Raw genomic sequence first — 19068 nt, 5'->3', positions numbered from 1 at the left:
CGATGAGCGTTGCAGGAGACAATTCGCGTGCCCTGCCCTGGGCGCTGGTCACGCCGGCGCTGGCATGGACGCTTCTCTTCTTCGTGCTGCCCTTCATCGCCATGGGGCTGTCGAGCCTGACGGCGCATGAAGGCGGCGCCTTCACGCTGGCCAATTACAGCCAGTTCTTCACCGACCCATCCTACTGGCGCGCGATGGTGAACTCGCTGGAGGTGACGGCGATCGTCACCGCCGTCTCGATCCTGCTCGCCTACCCGTTCGCCTGGATCCTCGCCGAGATGGTGCCGGAACGCTGGCAGCGGCTGGCGCTGATGCTGGCCGTGCTGCCGTTCTGGACGTCCTATGTCGTGCGCTCCTATTCGTGGCTGCTGGTGCTGGCGCAGAACGGCGTCATCAACCGGGCGTTGACCGACATCGGCCTGATCGGCGAACCACTGCAGCTCGCCAATACCCGCTTCGCCACCGTCACCGGCTTCGTGCACTTCTTCGTCATGCTGCTGACGCTGACGATCTTCGCCAATCTCAAGCAGCTCAGCCCGAGCTACCGCAAGGCCGCCGCCGATCTCGGCGCCGGGCCAGTGCGCATATTCCTGCATGTCGTGCTGCCGCTGACCTTGCCCGGCATCATGGTTGGCGCCTTCCTCACCTTCGTGCTTTGCATCGGCGACTACATCACCCCGCAGATCCTCGGCGGCAACAACGAGCTGGTGATGCCGCAGCTCGTCATGATGCAGATCGGTCGCCGCGGCGATTTCCCGCTGGCCTCGGCGCTGTCGATCATCCTGATGGCAGTGGTGACCGTCGCCTACCTCGCCTGCGCGCGCTGGTTGAAGATCGAGCGGGCCTGACCATGCGCGCCATCGTCCGCTTCGCCGCCTGGATCTACGCAATCGCGATTTATGGCTTCATCTTCCTGCCGGTGGTCGTGCTGGTGCTGTTCTCGCTGCAGGCGACCTCCTTCCCGATCCCGCCTTTCACCGGCCCGTCATTGCGCTGGTACCAGGCGGTGCTTTCCGATGCACGGCTGACCTCGGCGTTGGTCAACTCGCTGCTGGTGGCGGTGCTGTCTTCTCTCGCGTCGGTCACGCTCGGCTTCCTCTCCGCCTGGGGTTTTGCCCGCTTCGTGCTGCCGGGTTCGGCGCTGCTGCGCGGGCTGATCACGCTGCCGCTCACCGTCAGCTATCTGATCATCGGCATGGGGCTCTTGGTGCTGTTCAACTGGGCAGGCGTGCCGAAATCGTTGCTTGCCGCCGGCATCGGCCATGTCGTGATCAACCTGCCGCTTTGCTTCGCCATCATCTACAGCCAGATGGGCGATCACCAGATCAATATCGAGCGCGCCGCGCGCGACCTGGGTGCTGCCGAATGGAAGGTGCTGATGATGATCACGGTGCCGGTGATGGCGCCGGCGATCTTCGCCGGCTTCTTCCTGTCGATGACCTTCTCCTGGGACGAGTTCGTCATCTCCTTCCTGCTCACGCGTTTCGAGACGACGCTGCCCGTGGAAATCTGGAACCTCCTGCGCTCCGGCCTCAACCCCAAGACGAATGCCGTCGGCTCGCTGGTGTTTGCCGTCTCCATCGTGCTCGTGGTGTTTTTCGAATTGACCCTGCTGCGGAGAAAGCCGGCATGAGCGCGCCTCTGGTCGATATCCGCAATGTCTCGCACCGCTTCGGCCAGCTTGCGGTGCTGAAGAACGTCTCACTCGCGATCGAACCCGGCAGTTACACGATCCTGCTCGGGCCCTCGGGTTCCGGCAAGACGACGCTGCTTTCCATCCTCGGCGGCTTCGTCACGCCCAGCGAAGGCAAGGTATTCATTCGCGGCGCGGATTGCACCGCCGTGCCTCCGGCCAAGCGCCCGACGACCACTGTGTTCCAGGACTACGCGCTGTTCCCGCATATGAGCGTCGGCGGCAATGTCGGCTTCGGGCTGCGCATGCAGGGCGTCGACGGCGCGACGCGGGCGGCCAAGGCGCGCGATGCGCTTGCCCTCGTCGGGCTGGCGGCCGCCTTCGACAAGAAGCCGCATCAGCTCTCCGGCGGCCAGCGCCAACGTGTGGCGCTGGCCCGCGCGTTGGTCATCGAACCGGCGGTGCTTTTGCTCGACGAGCCGCTCGGCGCGCTGGATCTCAAGCTGCGCCGACAGATGCAGGACGAGTTGAAGGCGATCCAGAAGCGCGTCGGCACCGCCTTCATCCACGTCACCCACGACCAGGAAGAAGCGATGGCGCTGGCGGACCATTGCGTGGTGATGAATGACGGGCGCATCGAGGACGAAGGCCCGCCGGAACGGGTCTATGCGCGGCCGGCGACGCGCTTTTCCGCCACCTTCATGGGCGAAAGCACGATCCTTGCCGGCACCCTGGCCGAGGCGAAGAACGGGATCGTCACGGCCTCGACCCCGGTTGGACCGGTTTCGCTGCCCGGCGCTTCACCTGCCGGCGCCAATGTCGCCCTCGCCATCCGGCCGGAGCATCTCGTTCTCGGCGAAGCGAAGGGCGATGTCGCGCTCGGCACCGCCAAGGTCGGCGATGTCGTCTTCCAGGGCAGTTTCAAGCGAGTGCTGGCGGTCTCAACGCTCGATCCGGCATTGCAATTCATCGCCAAGGCCCCCGCGTCCGCCGCCGTCCGGGCGGGCGACACAATCGCGGTTTCATGCAACGCTCAAGACATCATCCTGCTGGCGGACTGATCCATGAGCATGCTTCCGGTCATCGAGGCTCCTGACTGGTACGAAACCATCCGCATGGGTGATGACATCACGCTCATCCACGAGCCATGGATAAAGCCGTTCTTCCGCTGCAACATCTGGCATGTGCGCGGGCGCGACCGCGACCTGTTGTTCGACACCGGCCTCGGCCATTTCAGCCTCAGACGCCATGTGCCGCTGGTGACCGGGCGCGGGCTCACCTGCGTCGCCAGCCACACGCATTTCGACCATATCGGCTGCCACCATGAGTTCCCCGATCGCTGCGTGCATTCGGCCGAGGCCGCGATCCTCGCCGATCCGCGCAACGAATGGACAGTCGCGGACCGCTACGCCAATGAGGATATGTTCGATGGCATGCCGCGAGGCTGGGACACGGCGCACTATCGCGTCCAGCCCGCGCCGGCCGGCCGGCTGCTCGAGCACGGCGACGTCATCGATCTCGGTGACCGCGCCTTCGAGGTCATGCATACGCCCGGACATTCGCCGGGCGGCATCGCGCTCTACGAAAAAAAGACCGGCATCCTGCTGTCAGGCGACATCGTCTATGACGGGCCGCTGATCGATGACGTCTATCACTCCGACATCGATGAGTATGTCGGGACGCTGCTTGGCATGCGCGAGGTCGACGTCTCGGTCGTGCATGGCGGCCATTTTCCGAGCTTCGGCAAGGTGCGCTATCGGCAACTCATCGACGAATATGTTGAGGGCAAGCGCAAGGCCGGCTGTCACCTGCAGAGTGGCTGAGCGAGCGGAAAAGCGAACCCTATAGCGCCCTTTGCGGACAGGGCGTCCCGGTGGCGTCACCACAGCGGGAGGTCGTCGGCTGCGGCCGCTGGCTCATCTCTTCCGAATGGCGCACCAGTTCAGCGAACATCAGCGCGAAACTTCCCATCATCAGGAAGACTATAATCAGACGCGTTACTGGCAATAGACAGGTCTCTCGACTGGTCAGCCCCCGCCAACCCATCCACTGTCGGCTAACATGGTCCTCGTGTGTTTACGAGTGTTTAAGCATCGCCTTAACCATTGCAGCCATCACATTCGTGTCGCGGCTGTCACGAAGCGCGATTGTCGCGTCCGCGAACGCATCGGCCGGCGCGACATAGCGCCCTTCACAGATATGGGTGCCCCATGCTACGCCGTCGCCGGCGCGGCCCCTCAGATGGTCGCCCTCCGGGAGCCATGAGCAAAGCCGACAGCCGTTTCGCCTTCGTCTCGTCCGACACCGACGACGCCCGCGCCGCGCTGGAAAGCCTGTCGACGCGCTATGGGCAGGTGCCGGTCGCGGAGGCCGAGATCATCATCGCGCTCGGCGGCGACGGTTTTCTGCTGCAGACGCTGCGCGAGACGATGAGCACGGGCAAGAAGATCTACGGCATGAACCGTGGCACCATTGGCTTCCTGATGAACGAATATCGTGCCGGTGGGCTCGAGGAGCGCATCGCCAACGCGGTAGCCGAGACGATCCGCCCGCTGGAAATGGTCGCGCTGACGCATGACGGCGACACGATTTCGGCGCCGGCCATCAACGAAGTGGCGCTGTGGCGCCAATCCTACCAGACGGCGAAGATCCGTATCACCGTCGACGGCCAGGTGCGGCTGGAGGAGCTGAACTGCGACGGCGTGATGATCGCGACACCCGCCGGCTCCACTGCCTACAATCTGTCGGCGCATGGGCCGATCCTGCCGCTCGACGCGCCGCTCCTGGCGCTGACGCCGGTCAGTCCTTTCCGGCCGCGCCGCTGGCGCGGAGCGCTTTTATCCAACAAGGCGACCGTGCGCTTCGACATTCTGGAAGCTGAAAAGCGCCCGGTGAACGCCGCCGCCGACCATACCGAGGTCAAGGCGGTGGCCTCCGTCACCGTGCGGGAATCGCCGACGGCGACGGCGACTTTGCTGTTCGATCCGAACCATTCATGGAACGAGCGCATCCTTGCCGAGCAATTCCGCTACTGAGCCGGCGCAACGATACCGTTCGATCAATGCATGTCGGCCAAAGTGCCCAGCGGTTTTGGGAACACGACATGCATCAAGCAGGATTTAAAGCGCCTAGCCTGATTCCGTTTCGACGCGACGCGCTTTAAGCATCGCGATTAAGGTTACGTCTTCACAATCGCCGGATTCCTGCCCGTTTCTGTTGACAAATCGCGGACTTGCGCCTAACTGCAACCGCGATCTTGCAGGTGCGCGGCGCCTGCCGCAACACGTGTTGCGATTTTTTCCGAACCAGCCAAAGACATCAAACACTTGTCCTCAGACACCACGACCGCTCAAGAAGCGTTGACATTTTCGGACCTCGGCCTGTCGCCGAAGGTCCTCTCCGCAGTCACCGATGCCGGCTATACCAAGCCGACGCCGATCCAGGCCGGCGCCATCCCGCATGCGCTGCTCGGCAAGGACGTGCTAGGCATCGCCCAGACCGGCACCGGCAAGACCGCTTCCTTCGTGCTGCCGATGCTGACGCGCCTGGAAAAGGGCCGCGCCCGAGCCCGCATGCCGCGCACGCTGATCCTCGAACCAACGCGCGAGCTGGCCGCGCAGGTCGAGGAAAACTTCATCAAGTACGGCAAGAACCACAAGCTCAACATCGCGCTGTTGATCGGTGGCGTCTCGTTCGACGAACAGGATAAGAAGCTCGAACGCGGCGCCGACGTGTTGATCGCAACGCCCGGGCGCCTGCTCGACCACCGCGAGCGCGGCAAGCTTCTGCTCAACGGCGTCGAGATCCTGGTGATCGACGAGGCCGACCGTATGCTCGACATGGGCTTCATTCCCGATATCGAGCGCATCTGCGAGATGATCCCGTTCACGCGCCAGACGCTGTTCTTCTCGGCCACGATGCCGCCCGAGATCACCAAGCTCACCGAAAAATTCCTGCACGCGCCGGTGCGCGTCGAGGTTTCCAAGGCCGCGTCCGCCGCGACCAACATCATCCAACGGCTGGTAAAATCGGGCACGAAGCCGTGGGAGAAGCGCGAGACGCTGCGCAACCTGATCAAGGCCGAAGACGCCGACCTGAAGAACGCCATCATCTTCTGCAACCGCAAGGTCGAGGTGTCGGAGCTGTTCCGTTCGCTGCTCAAGCATGATTTCGACGCCGGCGCGCTGCATGGCGACATGGACCAGCGCGCGCGCATGCAGATGCTTGCCAATTTCCGCGACGGCAAGCTGCGCTACCTCGTCGCCTCCGACGTTGCCGCGCGCGGCCTCGACATTCCCGATGTCAGCCACGTCTTCAACTACGACGTGCCGATTCATGCCGAAGACTACGTCCACCGCATCGGCCGCACCGGCCGCGCCGGGCGCTCAGGCAAGTCCTTCACCATCGCGACCCGCTCCGACACCAAATATGTCGACGCCATCGAGAGGCTGATCGGCACCAAGATCGAATGGCATGACGGCGACTTTTCGATGGTGACCGAAAGCGAGGGCGAGGAGTCTCCGCGCCGCGGCCGTGGCGCTCCGCGTCGCGCCGGCCGCAAGGACGAGGACCGCAAGGACCGGGGCGAGCGCAAGAAGGACCGTCATACGAAGCGCGACGAGACGCCCGACACCGCGCATGAGGAGCAGCCTGTCGCCGAGGTGGCCGACATCGCCGAGCGCCGCGCCCGCAAGGATGCGATCCGTTCCGAGAACGAGCGCAAAGGTTCGGGCAACCGTCACGAGCAGCGGGGCGACGCCCGGCCGCAGCGCGACCGCCCCGGCCGCCATCGTCAGGAAGAAGACGATGCAACCGTCGGCTTCGGCGACGACGTGCCGGCCTTCATGCGGATCGTCGCGAAAGTTTGACTGTAGTCGATACCGGAATGAAAACGGCCCCTGAACGGGGCCGTTTTCTTATCGTCGTCGCTTCGCCCGATGCAATCCGAGGGCCGATGTCTCACATCGGGCCCGGCATCATCTTGGTCGGCTTCTCCAGCATCGGAAATTCGGCCTTGGTGCATTTCACGTTCGGGTTCGTCGGGCTGAACATGCCGTTGGGGTTGTCCCTGAACAGCCAGGCATGCAGGTCGTAGTGGACGAACTCCCTCGGAATGAGAGGATAGTGCCCCTCCATCGGCCCCATGAATTTCTGGCCAAACAGCGTCGGCGCTTCCTTGGTGTCCGGGGTCAGCGGCATCAGCCATTCCACACCGACCAGTTTCAAGCCTTTCCCGGTCGGCTCGTAGATCAGGACGTTGGGCTTCATCGGGTCGAGCGGCTTGCCGATACTGGGGACGTTGACGAAATGAATGCCCATGGCACCCTTCGGATAGTACATCGCGCCGGCTACCTTTTCGCCGCCATAGTGCACGCAGCCGACGGTCGACAAATAGAGGTCGCGGACAGCGGCCGTGTAGTCTTCATACTTGGCCAGCGACTTCTTCAAGGCTTCGATGTCGGCCTTGTTGGCGTCCTCGGCCCGTGCCGCGCCGGCCCCGAGCCAGGCGCCTAATAGACCAGTCAAAACGAGGACGCTGCAGCGCCCAAGGCGAGCCGTTCTTGTCATGCCTTCCTCCCAGATCTGGCCGTGCAAGACCGGGGCGGCAGATGCAGATTGCGCGGCCGTTTTTTCGCCCCATCCCCTTGGGAACGGCACGAATGTTAGTCCTTTCCCCGGTTTGGGAACAGTATCATTTAGGGCAAGCTAATGTCCTAAGACCTTTGACCCATCTTTGGATGACCCCAAAACAAAAACGGCCCCGCTCGGGGCCGTTTTGGCTGTTTGAGTTGCTCCGCCGGAAGCGGTTTTCTCAGGTAAGCGGCGAGAGCTGGATTTCCACGCGCCGATTCTGCTCGCGGCCGGCAGCCGTCGCATTGGATGCGATCGGGCGGGTCTTGCCGAAGCCGGTGACGGCGAAGCGGCGCTGATCGACGCCCTGGCCGGCCAGATAGTTGGCGACCGCAAGCGCGCGGCGCTGCGACAGATCGAAATTGTGCTCGTCGCCGCCGGTCGAATCGGTGTGGCCGAAGACGTCGACCGTGGTCTGGCGGAACTTCTTCAGCACCAGCGCGACCGAATTGAGCACCGGATAGAAGCCCGGCTTTACGGCGTCCTGGTCCACGTTGAAGGTGATGTCGGACGGCATATTGAGGATGATCTGGTCGCCGCTGCGGGTGACGCTGACGCCCGTGCCCTGCAGCTGACGGCGCAGCTCGGCCTCGTTCTGGTCCATCGTCGCGCCGATCGCGCCGCCGGCGAGCGCGCCGATGCCCGCGCCGATCAAGGCGTTGCGGCGGTCATTGCCGCCGGCGAGCAGACCAAGGCTGGCGCCTGCCAGCGCGCCAAGGCCGGCGCCGGCGGCCGTGTTGGAAATCTTCTGGTCGCCGGTATACGGATCGGTGGTGGTGCAGGCGCTCACCAGTACAGCCGTCGCCACGGCGACGAGCACAGTCTTCTTCATACGATTGGTCCCTCTCCAATTCACGGCCTTTGCGGCCGTGCCAAATCAGCCCTTCCGGAGCCTTGTAGCATGAAATGCGGCGAAAAACGGAACGGGAAGGCAGTCGGCAAGTTCGGCCGTCGTTCCCGCTTCGCCTCTACCATAAATTCTTGCCGTCGATGACCACCACCTCGACCTTGTCCAGATCGAAATCATCGAACAGGCGCGAATTGACGCTGATTTTCGGGTTGTCGAAATCAGGCTTCCCGGTCGACCAGTCGGGGGTCTCGGTGAAGGTGCCGCAGCCACAGATAGCGCAAAAACCATGCTTTATGGTCCTCGAGCCCCAGCGGTAGAAGGAGACGTTCTTTGGCGGACTCGTGAGCTTGAACTGCGACGGCACATAGTAGGACCATAGCGAACCCCGCTTGGAGCAGAACGAGCATGTGCATTGCGTCACCGTCTGCGGCGCCTCGGCAACCTCGAAGGTCGTCGCCTTGCAGTGGCAGCTTCCCCTGATGGTCATGAACTCACCTCCCTGTTGTCCGCCGCGCCCTTGGTCCACAATCCCCGACGGAAAACCGCTGCGCGGTCTTCCTGGAATTGCTCGCCCTTCCTTCACGCAACTCCGCACGGAAAACCGCTTCGCACTTTTCCCGGAATTGCTCCGTGGCAAGGCAACATAAAGAAGCCGTCCTGACAACCGCCTGTCGGCAGGCTCGGCAACGTTCTCCTGCCATGGATCGAGGCCCCCGCGCCTTGCGCCGGCCTGCCGCGGCAGCTTCACAACCCCAGCAGGAGGGCGGCCTAGTAAGAGGGTGGCGGCACGAACAGGCAGATGGTCTTGCCGGCGTCGAGCCCGGCCTGATGCGCGCACCAATGATATTCGCCGTCGGGCGAATTCTTGACCCGCTTGTCGCTATAGGCCACCACCTCGCCCGTGCCTTTTATGACATAGCCTTCGGGCCGCTCGCTGATCGACGACTGCGGCACCTCCTTGCAATCGAAGTTGGCACAACAGGCAAAGGGGTATTTCCAGCCTTGCGGCATGGCCGCCGTGGGCTGCGCATCGTGTGCGGCAGCCGGTGGCGACAGCACTGCGATCATCCCAATAGCGATCAGGGAAAACAAAAGTCGGCCAGCCGGTCGAACGGCTTGGGCCGATCTTGATATGGCAGCAGACATCGAAAAGTTCCTTTCGAGCATCAAGCGTTTTCGCTTGCCCGTTCCCGGAACGTGTCTTCCCAGCAGCCGGATCGTCAGTCGCAGATATGCCGCGTCCGGCCATAAATGCTTCTATCCCACAGCCCGAATGCTGAGCTGATTCCTTGGTCGGCGCAAGAAGTGGGCGCGTCCTCGGGGCGCGCCGGGCTTCAGGCTTCGGCCGCGGAAAAGATGCGCAGGCTTGGCTGGTGAGAACAAACGACAGGCCTGCGCCCAGGGTGCCTAAGAACGAAGTTCCGCTGACGGAGGTTCCGGGCTTCGGCCGTCGACATGTTCACGATATTGCGGCAGATCGTCTGCAATCGTGAACCACGGCGCCTTTGAACCGACGAAGATATGTGCGCTCGGGCGGATGCTTGGGTCATCCACCAACGTCCCCATGGCGACATGGACGTAAGCGCCATCACGCACCAGCGAATAGACGAGCGAGCCGCATCGGCCGCAATGCGCGTCATGGCCGCTCTCGTCGCCGAAAATCAGCAACCCGTCATCGCCGGCGCTGAGACGGAACTTGTCGCGCTCGATGCCGGCGAAGGGTTTGAACGCCGACCCGGTCGTGCGCCGGCAGTTCGAGCAATGACAGTTCGCGGCGTAAACGAATTCGTCCGCCACCTCATAGCGGACGGCGCCGCAGAAGCATTTTCCGGTAAGTTTGCGCGTCACCTGCTCCTCCTTCTCCACGCCGGGATATGTTCAGATTCAGGTCAGGCTGAGCCGAGAATAGTGGTTTCCTAGAACCGGAGCGGAGCGTATTCAAAGTACGTGAGCACCGGAAGCGCAGGAAACCATCAACTCGCAGGCCAGCCTCACCTGAATGTGGGCATATCCTAGTCGAGGTCCGCCACCGCTTCGCCCGCGCCACCCTCGATGCGATGCGAGAGCGAGGCTTCCATGAACTCGTCGAGGTCGCCATCGAGCACGCTCGACGGCGAGGTGCTTTCGACGCCCGTGCGCAGATCCTTCACGAGCTGATAGGGCTGCAGCACATAAGAGCGGATCTGGTGACCCCAGCCGATGTCGCTCTTCGATGCCTCGGTGGCATTGGCAACCGCCTCGCGCTTCTTCAGCTCTTCCTCGTAGAGGCGCGAGCGCAGCATTTCCCAGGCCTTGGCGCGGTTCTTGTGCTGCGAGCGCTCGGCCTGGCAGGCGACCGCTATGCCGGTGGCAAGATGGGTGATGCGCACCGCCGAGTCAGTGGTGTTGACGTGCTGGCCGCCAGAACCCGAGGAACGATAGGTGTCGATGCGCACATCGGCTTCGGAAACATTGATCTCGATCGAATCGTCAATGACCGGGTAGACCCAGACGCTGGCGAAGGAGGTATGGCGGCGCGCATTGCTGTCGTAAGGCGAGATGCGCACCAGGCGGTGGACGCCGGATTCCGTCTTCAGCCAGCCATAGGCGTTGTGGCCCTTGATCATCACCGTTGCCGACTTGATGCCAGCTTCTTCGCCATCATGGACTTCCAGCACCTCGACCTTGAAGCGGCGGCGCTCGGCCCAGCGCGTGTACATGCGCAGGAGCATCGAGGCCCAGTCCTGGCTCTCGGTGCCGCCGGCACCGGCATGGATTTCGAGATAGGTATCGTTGGCGTCGGCTTCACCGGAGAGCAGCGTCTCGACCTGGCGGGCCTTTGCCTCGCCCTGCATCGAGCGCAGCGCCGCCTCTGCTTCCGCGATGACGCCTTCGTCGCCCTCTTCCTCGCCGAGCTCGATCAGGCCGATATTGTCCTCCAGCGCCTGTGTCATGCCCTTGACGGCGGCGATGCCTTCCTCGAGCCCCTGGCGCTCCCGCATCAGCTTCTGGGCTTCGATCGGATCATTCCAGAGACTGGAATCCTCGGCGCGAGAATTGAGATACTCAAGCCGCTTTACAGCCTGATCCCAGTCAAAGATGCCTCCTCAGCAGGGTTATCGCCTGCCTGATCTCGTCGACAATGTTGAGCGTTTCCGCGCGCATGGGTCTTCGTTCAGTCCTGTTCTTTTCATTTTTTCGGAATAGGCGCGATACATAGGCACGCCGTCGCGGCCTGTAAAGCGAAATGGGCCGGCCGCCTTCGGCCGGCCGGTCTCAAAAACAAGGACGTCAGTAGAGGCCGCCGCCGCCGCTCTGAATGGCCTGGTTCGCCTGCGGCGACAACGGCCCGCCGGCGCCGTTGGAGCCGTCCGCGCCCATGCCGATCACCCAGTAGCTGTCGGCCGGGCCGGTGCCGGGCTTGAACGCCTCGACGATGGTGTTGGGATCACCTTCGGCAGCGCGCATGCCGGTCTTGCGGTTGATGGCGATCAGCTTCATGCCGTCCGGAACCTGGAAGTCGGTGTTGGGCTTGCCGTCGAGCGCCACGCGCATGAAGTCCTTGAAGATCGGCGCGGCCAGACCGCCACCCGTGGCGCCCTTGCCAAGGCCGCGCGGCGTGTCGTAGCCCATATAGAGGCCGACGACGAGGTTCGGCGTGAAGCCGATGAACCAGGCGTCCTTCTCGTCATTGGTGGTGCCGGTCTTGCCGGCGATGTGGCGGCCAAGCTCGGCAATGGTCGCCCCGGTGCCGCGCTGCACGACGCCCTCCATCATAGAGGTGATCTGGTAGGCGGTCATCGGGTCGAGCACCTGCTCGGAATTGTCGACCAGCTCCGGCTCGGGCTGGTTCTTCCATTCGGTCGCGTTGCAGCCTTCGCAGCCGCGCTCGTCCTGCTTGAACACGGTCTTGCCGTAGCGGTCCTGGATGCGGTCGATCAGCGAGGGTTTGATCGACTTGCCGCCATTGGCCATGATCGAATAGGCCGAAACCATGCGCATGACGGTGGTCTCGCCGGAGCCCAGCGCCATCGGCAGGTACGGCGCCAGATGATCGTAGACGCCGAAGCGCTCGGCATATTCCACGACCAGCTTCATGCCCATGTCGTTGGCGAGCCGCACCGTCATCAGGTTGCGCGACTTCTCGATGCCGGAGCGCAAGGTGGCCGGTCCCGCGACCGTGCCGTCATAGTTCTTCGGCGTCCAGGTGGTATTGCCGCTCTGGATGGTGATCGGGCCGTCCATGATCACCGAGGCCGGCGTGTAGCCATTGTCGAGCGCTGCCGAATAGACGATCGGCTTGAACGAGGAGCCCGGCTGGCGCATCGCCTGGGTGGCGCGGTTGAATTCCGACTGGGCGTAGGAGAAGCCGCCGACTATCGCGAGCACGCGCCCGGTATGCGGGTCCATGGCGACGAGGCCGCCCTCGACTTCCGGCACCTGGCGCAGCATGTAGGTGTTGTCGGAGCCCTCGTTCTTCTGCACGAAGATGACATCGCCGGGCTCCAGCACCTCCGCCGGAGATTTTGCCCTGACGGACTTGCCGTTGACGAAATGGCGCATGGCGAAGCCCATGTCGTCCTTGCTGACGGTGCCCTCGACCCGCTCCTTGGCAAGGTCGCCGGAGACCTGGCGCGTCGGCTGGATGCCGATGGTCAACCCGTCGGCGGAACTGTCGAGCACGACGGCCAGCGTCCATTCCGGCACATCCTCGAGGCCCTTCACGTTGCCGAGCGGCACGCCCCAGTCGCCCGAGACGTCGATATGCTTCACCGGACCGCGATAGCCGCGCAGCATGTCGTATTTAAGCAGGCCGTTCTGCATCGCCTTGCGCGCGATAAGCTGGATCTTCGGATCGAGCGTGGTGCGCACCGACAAGCCGCCCTCGTAAAGCGCATTCTCGCCGTAGCGCGCGATGATCTGGCGGCGGACTTCCTCGGTGAAGTATTCGCCGGCAAACAGGTAGGAGCCGTTGCGACGCGGCGTCACGCCGAGCGGTTCGGCCTTGGCCTTGTCGCCCTCCTCGCGGGTGACGTAGCCGTTCTCGACCATCTGATCGATGACCCAGTTGCGACGCTCCAGCGCGCGGTCGGCATGCTTGAAGGGATGGTAATTGTTCGGGCCCTTCGGCAACGAGGCGAGGTAAGCCGCCTCGGCTACCGTCAGTTCGTTGACCGACTTGTCGAAATAGGTGAGCGCGGCGCCCGCGACGCCATAGGCGCCGAAGCCGAAGAAGATTTCGTTGAGATAGAGTTCGAGGATACGATCCTTCGAATAGGCCTGCTCGATGCGGAAGGCCAGGATCATCTCCTTGATCTTGCGCTCATAGGTCTGGTCGGAGGTGAGCAGGAAGTTCTTCGCTACCTGCTGCGTGATCGTCGAAGCGCCGACCTGCCGCCTGCCAGAGCCCAAATTCTGCAGGTTGACGAAGACGGCGCGGCCGAGACCGGTGATGTCGATGCCAGGGTGGTTGTAGAAATTCTTGTCCTCGGCCGACATGAAGGCGGCCTTGACGCGGTCCGGGATGGCCTGGATCGGAAGATAGAGACGCCGCTCGCGCGCGTATTCGGCCATCAACGAGCCGTCGGAGGCATGAATGCGCGTCGTCACCGGCGGTTCGTATTTGGCCAAAACCTCGTAGTCGGGCAGGTCCTTGGTCAGATGGCTGATGTAGATGGCAAGTCCGGCCGCCACCAGCAGCGCCAGCGTCGTGCCGATGCCAAAGAAATAGCCGATGAGACGAATCATGCCCGCTCCAGTCCGAGGTTCGGGAATTTCCTAGACGAAGCCGACAGTCGCGCAAGCTTCCCGGGGCGGTCCCAATCCGCAATCAAAGACCCATGTCGCGGCCATGTGGACAAAATACGGCAGCGCGAAATTTGAGGACTCGGTTGGCCGAATAATAACGCTGGGTGTTGTCGTCATGCAACGCCGCTTGTGGTTGTAGACGTCCGGCGGTTGTCGGCGAGTGCGGCCGTTCAGCCACCCGTCGTGGTTCCGGCCTTGGCCGCGGCAAACAGCGCGATGGCGTTGGTTATGCTTTGCGCCGCCTTGCCGCGCCAGTCGGCGTTGAGCAGTTGCGCCTCGTCCTTGACGTTGGAAAGATAGCCAAGCTCGACCAGAACGGACGGCACGTCGGGAGCCTTGAGCACCCGGAAGCCGGCCGAGCGCTGCGGGTTGTTGATGAGGCCGACGCTGGTCGACAGCTGACCGACCAGCGTGTGGGCGAAGCTCATCGAGAAACCATGGGTTTCACGGCGGATCAGGTCGATCAGGATGTCGGTGACTTCCTTGTTGTCGTCCTCGATCTTCATTCCGGCGAACTGGTCGGACAGGTTTTCGCGATCGGCGAGCGCCTGCGCTTCGGGGTCGGATGCTTTGTCCGACAGCGTGTAGACCGTGGCGCCGCGAAGGCCTTTGACGGCGATCGTATCGGCATGGATCGAGATCAGGAGATCGGCCTCGTGCTGGCGGGCGATGCGCACGCGCTCGTCGAGCGGCAGGTACACGTCGTCGTCGCGCGTCATATAGACATCGTATTTACCGACAGCGGCCAGCTTGTCGCGCAATTCCCTGGCGAACGCGAGCGTGACGTCCTTCTCGACAGTGCCGGCAGAGCTTTCGGCGCCGCCGTCGACGCCGCCATGGCCCGGATCGATCACCAGGGTGAAGCGATGGCCGGGCGCCGAGACCGGACCGGTGCCGACCCGCTCGCCCTTCTGGGTGGAAACCGTCGAACCGGTCGTCAGCGACTGGTTGGCCAGAGCGTCGTTGAATTCCCGCTCGGAGGCGGCCGACATGTCGATGGCGATGCGGTAGCCGCTGCCGTCGTCATTCTTGAGCACGTCGAGCCTGTCGACGGCGAACGGGCCCTTGCCGGTGAGGATCAGGCGCGAACCATGGCCCTGGTCGCCATAGCGGACAGCGCGCACGAGGCCGCGCGGCTTCACATCCTTGGCGTCAAGCGCGAATCGCGTGCGCGGCAGATCGACGACGAGGCGATTGGGGCCGCGCAGCAGGAACCATTTGACGTCCGGCTCGCGGTCGAAATTCACCACGATGCGCATCTTGGCGGCGTCGCCGGCCATCTTATAGCCGGTCGCGCCAAGCAGGGGGTCGGCACGCGCGGCGACCGTCAAACCGGACAGAACCGCCAGTAGCAGGGCGATCCAGGCCATGCCCAGGAAATGCCTGGCGACCCCACCCCTCTTGCCTGCGGCGCCCGTCAGTCCCATCTCTTCCCAGTCGCTCCCGGTATGACGCATTGCGCCCGGTCTTCTCGCAGAATGCCCGCCAGGCCGCCAACTCAATTAACGATTGGTATTCAGAGAAGGTTAACCAAGCCTTTCATGGATTGGATGAAAGACTCCTTCCCTTGCGGAAGCGCTTTTTGCCGGCATCCGAAATCGGGGTTGCCTTCCATCCCGTCAAATCATAAAAGCGACGTTGGATCACTGCAATCCTGGAACCGCTCGCCTCAGCAGTTTCCTGCCAAAGGTCGGGTGCCAAGGCGGCTCCTTCACCCTTCCAGGCTCAAGTGATCGCGACGATTTTCGCAGGCGTGCTCCCGTGGCGGGGGAATCGCTTGCGTGAGGAAAACGGCCGGGTTTGCCCCGCGCCGGCTCTTTGTGAGCAAACAAGCTGGTCCGGCTCAGCCCGGGCTTTGGTTCAAAAGGTTCTGCTGGGTGCCAATGGCTACAAGCGCAATCATGGAAAGGTCCGCATCAAACCGCGCCACAATGGCTGCGGGCGGCACCGCCATTGCGCTCAAGCGGCGGCTGGCGGACATTCAATTATCCGGCATGCACACAAGTACAAGCGCACAGCGGCGGGCTCTGCCACGCCAGCTGCGGCTGTCGGCTGCCGGCAGGAAACAAAATAATGCCCAACAAGATGCTGATAGACGCCTCCCACCCGGAGGAAACACGCGTTGTTGTCGTTCGCGGTAACCGTATCGAAGAATTCGACTTTGAATCTCAAGACAAGAAGCAGCTCAAAGGAAACATCTACCTCGCCCGCGTAACCCGCGTCGAACCTTCCCTCCAGGCAGCCTTTGTCGAGTATGGCGGCAACCGTCACGGTTTTCTCGCCTTCAGTGAAATTCACCCCGACTATTACCAGATCCCGGTCGCCGACCGTCAGGCTCTGCTGCGCGCCGAAGCGCAGGAGGCCGAGGACGAAGACGACGAGGAGACCGAGAACGGCGAAGAGCAGCAGGCGCGCGATCGTGGCGGTCGGCGCAGCCGGCGGCGCGGCGGCAAGAACCGCGACCGCGGCGAGCACAAGCACGATGCTGAAATCGCCGCCTCCTCCGAAAAAGGCGAAAACGCGGCCGAAGCAACAGCCGCAGCCGACGAAACCACCGCCGCGGTTGCCGTGAGCGAGGATAGTGAGGCTGGCGGCGAGACCATCGACGCCCCGGCTGAAAACACGGAAATGGCCGCCGAGGTGGTCTCCTCCGCATCGGAAGCGGCTGAAGAACCCGCGGCCGAGACGGGCGACTCCGCCGGCGACGAGGATGGCAAGCCATCCGAAGGCGGCCCCACCTCGATTGCAGCGAGCGTCGAAGCCGACGTGATTTCCGAGGCTGCCCCGCAGGCGGATCAGCCCGAGCAGACCGGTGAAGCCGCGGCCAGCGACAATGATCGCGGCATGCTGGAGGATGTCTCATCCTCGCATTTGGATGAGCACGAGGTCGAATCGGTCGGCGCCGAGGACGCGCTCGAGGAAATCCGCAACCGCCGCAAGCCGGTGCGCCGCCAGTACAAGATCCAGGAAGTCATCAAGCGCCGCCAGATCCTTCTGGTGCAAGTGGTCAAGGAAGAGCGCGGCAACAAGGGCGCGGCGCTCACCACCTATCTGTCGCTTGCCGGCCGCTATTCGGTGCTGATGCCGAACACGGCGCGCGGCGGCGGCATCTCGCGCAAGATCACCAACGCGCAGGACCGCAAGCGCTTGAAGGAGGTCGTGGCCGACCTCGAAGTGCCGCAGGGCATGGGCGTCATCCTGCGCACGGCCGGCGAAAGCCGCACCAAGGCCGAGATCAAGCGCGATTACGAATACCTGATGCGGCTTTGGGAGAACGTGCGCAGCCTGACGCTGCAGTCCACGGCCCCTGCCCTGGTCTATGAGGAAGGCAGCCTGATCAAGCGCTCGGTGCGCGACCTCTACAACAAGGACATCGACGAAATCCTGGTCTCCGGCGAGGACGGCTACCGCGAGGCCAAGGACTTCATGCGCATGCTGATGCCGAGCCACGCCAAGGTGGTTCAACCCTTCCGCGACACCACGCCGATCTTCGTGCGCAACGGCATCGAGGCGCAGCTTGACCGCATGCTGCAGCCACAGGTGACGCTGAAGAGCGGCGGCTACATCATCATCAACCAGACCGAGGCGCTGGTTTCGATCGACGTCAACTCCGGCCGCTCCACCAAGGAGCATTCGATCGAGGAGACCGCGCTCCACACCAATCTGGAAGCGGCCGAGGAAGTGGCGCGCCAGTTGCGACTGCGCGACCTTGCCGGCCTCATCGTCATCGACTTCATCGACATGGAGGAGAACCGCAACAACCGCTCCGTCGAGAAGCGGCTGAAGGATCACCTCAAGAACGACCGCGCCCGTATCCAGGTCGGCCGCATCTCGCATTTCGGCCTGATGGAAATGTCGCGCCAGCGCATCCGCGCCAGCGTGCTGGAATCGACCATGAAGCCCTGCCCGCATTGCGGCGGCACCGGCCATGTGCGCTCCGATTCCTCCGTGGCGCTGATGGTAGTGCGGGCGATCGAGGAATTCCTGCTCAAGGATTCGCGCAGCCACATCATCGTGCGCACGCCGTCCGCGACCGCGCTTTACGTGCTCAACCACAAGCGCGCCAACCTGGTGGAGCTCGAAACCCGCTTCGGCCTGACGATCACGATCGAGGCCGACGAGACGCTCGGCACCCAACACTACGCGATCTTCCGCGGCGCGATCGCCGAGAAGCCTGAAGGCTTTGTCGAGGTGCGCAGCCTGCCGGCTTATGTCGAGCCGGAAGAACCCGAGGACGAGATCGTCATCGAGGAGGAAGAGGAAGTTTCGGTCCAGGCCGAACAGCCGCGCCACCCGCAACAGGGCCAGCATCAGCGCTCCGAGGACGGCGAAGGCCGTGATCGCAAGCGTCGCAAGCGTCGCCGGCGGCGTGGCGGCAGGGATCGCGAGCGCGAGCACGGTGAGGATGCCGTGGCGGCGCCGACCGAAGCGGGTGAACCCACCGACGATGCGGCAGAAGAAGCCCAGGACGTGACCGCCGGCGGCGAGGCCGTGGCGGCGACCGCCGAGGACGGTTCCGGCAAGAAGCGCCGGCGCGGGAAGCGCGGCGGCAAGCGCAATCGCCGCGAAGACGAGGCTTCAGAAGCCGTTGCCGGCGAAGCTGTCGGCGACACTGCAGATGAAGCGGCGGAGGCCGCCGGCGAGCCGGTCGCGGCAGCGGCGCCCGAACAGCCTGCCTCTCCCGCGGCGGCCAATGACGATGCCGAGGCGGCCAAGAAGCCGAAGAAGCCCCGCCGTTCGAGGGCAAAGAAGGCGGCCGAGGAAACCGTGGCCGAGACGGTGTCCGAACCTTTGGCGGCTGCCCAGGTCGCGCCTGTCGCTGCCGAGCCCGAACCGGCTGCCGCGGCTCCAGCGGCAGCGGAGGCGGAGCCTGCCGCCAACGCGCACCCGACGCGGCGCAAGCCGCAGCCGGTCGACGCCCCGGTTGTCCCGGTCGTGTCTTCCAGCGTGTCGGACGAGGCAAAGACCGAGGACAAGCCGAAGCGCGCCGGCTGGTGGCAGCGCAAGGGTTTTTTCTAAACCCTTCAGACTGTTAGGCTGATCTTTTAAAAAATCCCGCGCCCAATCCGGCGCGGGATTTTTATCGTATGCAGCCATTTCCACGGCGGAAAACCACTGTTCACTTTTCCTGGAATTGGCTTTTAGCCGCGCAATTCCGGACGGAAAA

The 19068-nt window shown here is 63.5% G+C and carries 17 protein-coding genes; 7 read left to right on the top strand and 10 right to left on the bottom strand.

Features of this window, described 5'->3' with window-relative positions:
- Nucleotides 1-2 precede the first annotated feature (2 nt).
- The 6 genes from F3H96_RS12365 (at nt 3) to F3H96_RS12335 (ending at nt 6501) form a co-directional block, all read left to right on the top strand.
- Nucleotides 3-848 (top strand): ABC transporter permease, encoded by an 846-nt coding sequence (locus F3H96_RS12365; RefSeq protein ID WP_149802013.1) that lies wholly within the window; start codon nt 3-5, stop codon nt 846-848.
- A 2-nt stretch (nt 849-850) separates the two neighbouring features.
- Nucleotides 851-1633: an ABC transporter permease gene (locus F3H96_RS12360; protein ID WP_149802012.1), complete on the top strand. Its 783-nt coding sequence runs from the start codon at nt 851-853 to the stop codon at nt 1631-1633.
- Nucleotides 1630-2694: an ABC transporter ATP-binding protein gene (locus F3H96_RS12355; protein WP_149802011.1), complete on the top strand. Its 1065-nt coding sequence runs from the start codon at nt 1630-1632 to the stop codon at nt 2692-2694. The genes F3H96_RS12360 and F3H96_RS12355 overlap by 4 nt, the downstream gene beginning before the upstream one ends.
- 3 nt (nt 2695-2697) lie before the next feature.
- On the top strand, nt 2698-3456 hold the full coding sequence (locus F3H96_RS12350; RefSeq protein WP_149802010.1) for an MBL fold metallo-hydrolase: 759 nt from the start codon (nt 2698-2700) through the stop codon (nt 3454-3456).
- Nucleotides 3457-3894: 438 nt separating this feature from the next.
- Nucleotides 3895-4668 (top strand): NAD kinase, encoded by a 774-nt coding sequence (locus tag F3H96_RS12340; protein ID WP_149802008.1) that lies wholly within the window; start codon nt 3895-3897, stop codon nt 4666-4668.
- Nucleotides 4669-4959: 291 nt separating this feature from the next.
- A complete protein-coding gene (locus F3H96_RS12335) occupies nt 4960-6501 on the top strand; it encodes a DEAD/DEAH box helicase (protein ID WP_188131365.1) in 1542 nt (513 codons plus the stop codon).
- A gap of 91 nt (nt 6502-6592) precedes the next feature.
- On the opposite strand, the gene F3H96_RS12330 is transcribed toward F3H96_RS12335, so the two are convergent.
- From F3H96_RS12330 to F3H96_RS30465, 10 genes are all read right to left on the bottom strand, one after another.
- On the bottom strand, nt 6593-7201 hold the full coding sequence (locus F3H96_RS12330; protein WP_149802006.1) for a hypothetical protein: 609 nt from the start codon (nt 7199-7201) through the stop codon (nt 6593-6595).
- Nucleotides 7202-7445: 244 nt separating this feature from the next.
- The gene (locus tag F3H96_RS12325) at nt 7446-8096 is read right to left on the bottom strand and encodes an OmpA family protein (RefSeq protein WP_149802005.1); all 651 of its coding nucleotides are present in this window, start codon (nt 8094-8096) and stop codon (nt 7446-7448) included.
- A gap of 136 nt (nt 8097-8232) precedes the next feature.
- A complete protein-coding gene (locus tag F3H96_RS12320) occupies nt 8233-8601 on the bottom strand; it encodes a GFA family protein (RefSeq protein WP_149802004.1) in 369 nt (122 codons plus the stop codon).
- Between the two features lie 281 nt (nt 8602-8882).
- The gene (locus F3H96_RS12315; protein ID WP_149802051.1) at nt 8883-9260 is read right to left on the bottom strand and encodes a hypothetical protein; all 378 of its coding nucleotides are present in this window, start codon (nt 9258-9260) and stop codon (nt 8883-8885) included.
- A gap of 261 nt (nt 9261-9521) precedes the next feature.
- Nucleotides 9522-9980 carry a GFA family protein gene (locus F3H96_RS12310; protein ID WP_244619971.1) on the bottom strand — a complete coding sequence of 153 codons (459 nt, stop codon included), beginning with the start codon at nt 9978-9980 and terminating at the stop codon, nt 9522-9524.
- 146 nt (nt 9981-10126) lie between these two features.
- Nucleotides 10127-11258 (bottom strand): peptide chain release factor 2 gene (prfB, locus tag F3H96_RS12300; protein ID WP_149802002.1). Its coding sequence is split into 2 segments (ribosomal slippage): nt 10127-11191 and nt 11193-11258, totalling 1131 coding nucleotides; the frame shifts between segments, so codons are not numbered across the junction.
- A 126-nt stretch (nt 11259-11384) separates the two neighbouring features.
- Nucleotides 11385-13841: a penicillin-binding protein 1A gene (locus tag F3H96_RS12295; protein ID WP_149802001.1), complete on the bottom strand. Its 2457-nt coding sequence runs from the start codon at nt 13839-13841 to the stop codon at nt 11385-11387.
- A gap of 230 nt (nt 13842-14071) precedes the next feature.
- On the bottom strand, nt 14072-15271 hold the full coding sequence (locus F3H96_RS12290; protein ID WP_244619977.1) for an N-acetylmuramoyl-L-alanine amidase: 1200 nt from the start codon (nt 15269-15271) through the stop codon (nt 14072-14074).
- A gap of 169 nt (nt 15272-15440) precedes the next feature.
- Entirely contained in the window at nt 15441-15602 is a 162-nt protein-coding gene (locus F3H96_RS30470; RefSeq protein WP_188131364.1) for a hypothetical protein, read from the bottom strand.
- 142 nt (nt 15603-15744) lie between these two features.
- On the bottom strand, nt 15745-15882 hold the full coding sequence (locus tag F3H96_RS30465; protein ID WP_188131363.1) for a hypothetical protein: 138 nt from the start codon (nt 15880-15882) through the stop codon (nt 15745-15747).
- A 92-nt stretch (nt 15883-15974) separates the two neighbouring features.
- On the opposite strand from F3H96_RS30465, the gene F3H96_RS12285 reads away from it, so the two are divergent.
- Nucleotides 15975-18920, top strand: a complete 2946-nt coding sequence (locus F3H96_RS12285; RefSeq protein WP_149802000.1) for a ribonuclease E/G — start codon at nt 15975-15977, stop codon at nt 18918-18920.
- Nucleotides 18921-19068 lie beyond the last annotated feature (148 nt).

The organism is Mesorhizobium sp. NFR06 (assembly GCF_900115245.1).
In the GTDB taxonomy this organism is placed as follows: Bacteria; Pseudomonadota; Alphaproteobacteria; order Rhizobiales; family Rhizobiaceae; genus Mesorhizobium.
Note: the sequence above shows the minus strand (reverse complement) of the source record. Positions and strands in the feature narration are given on the sequence as shown.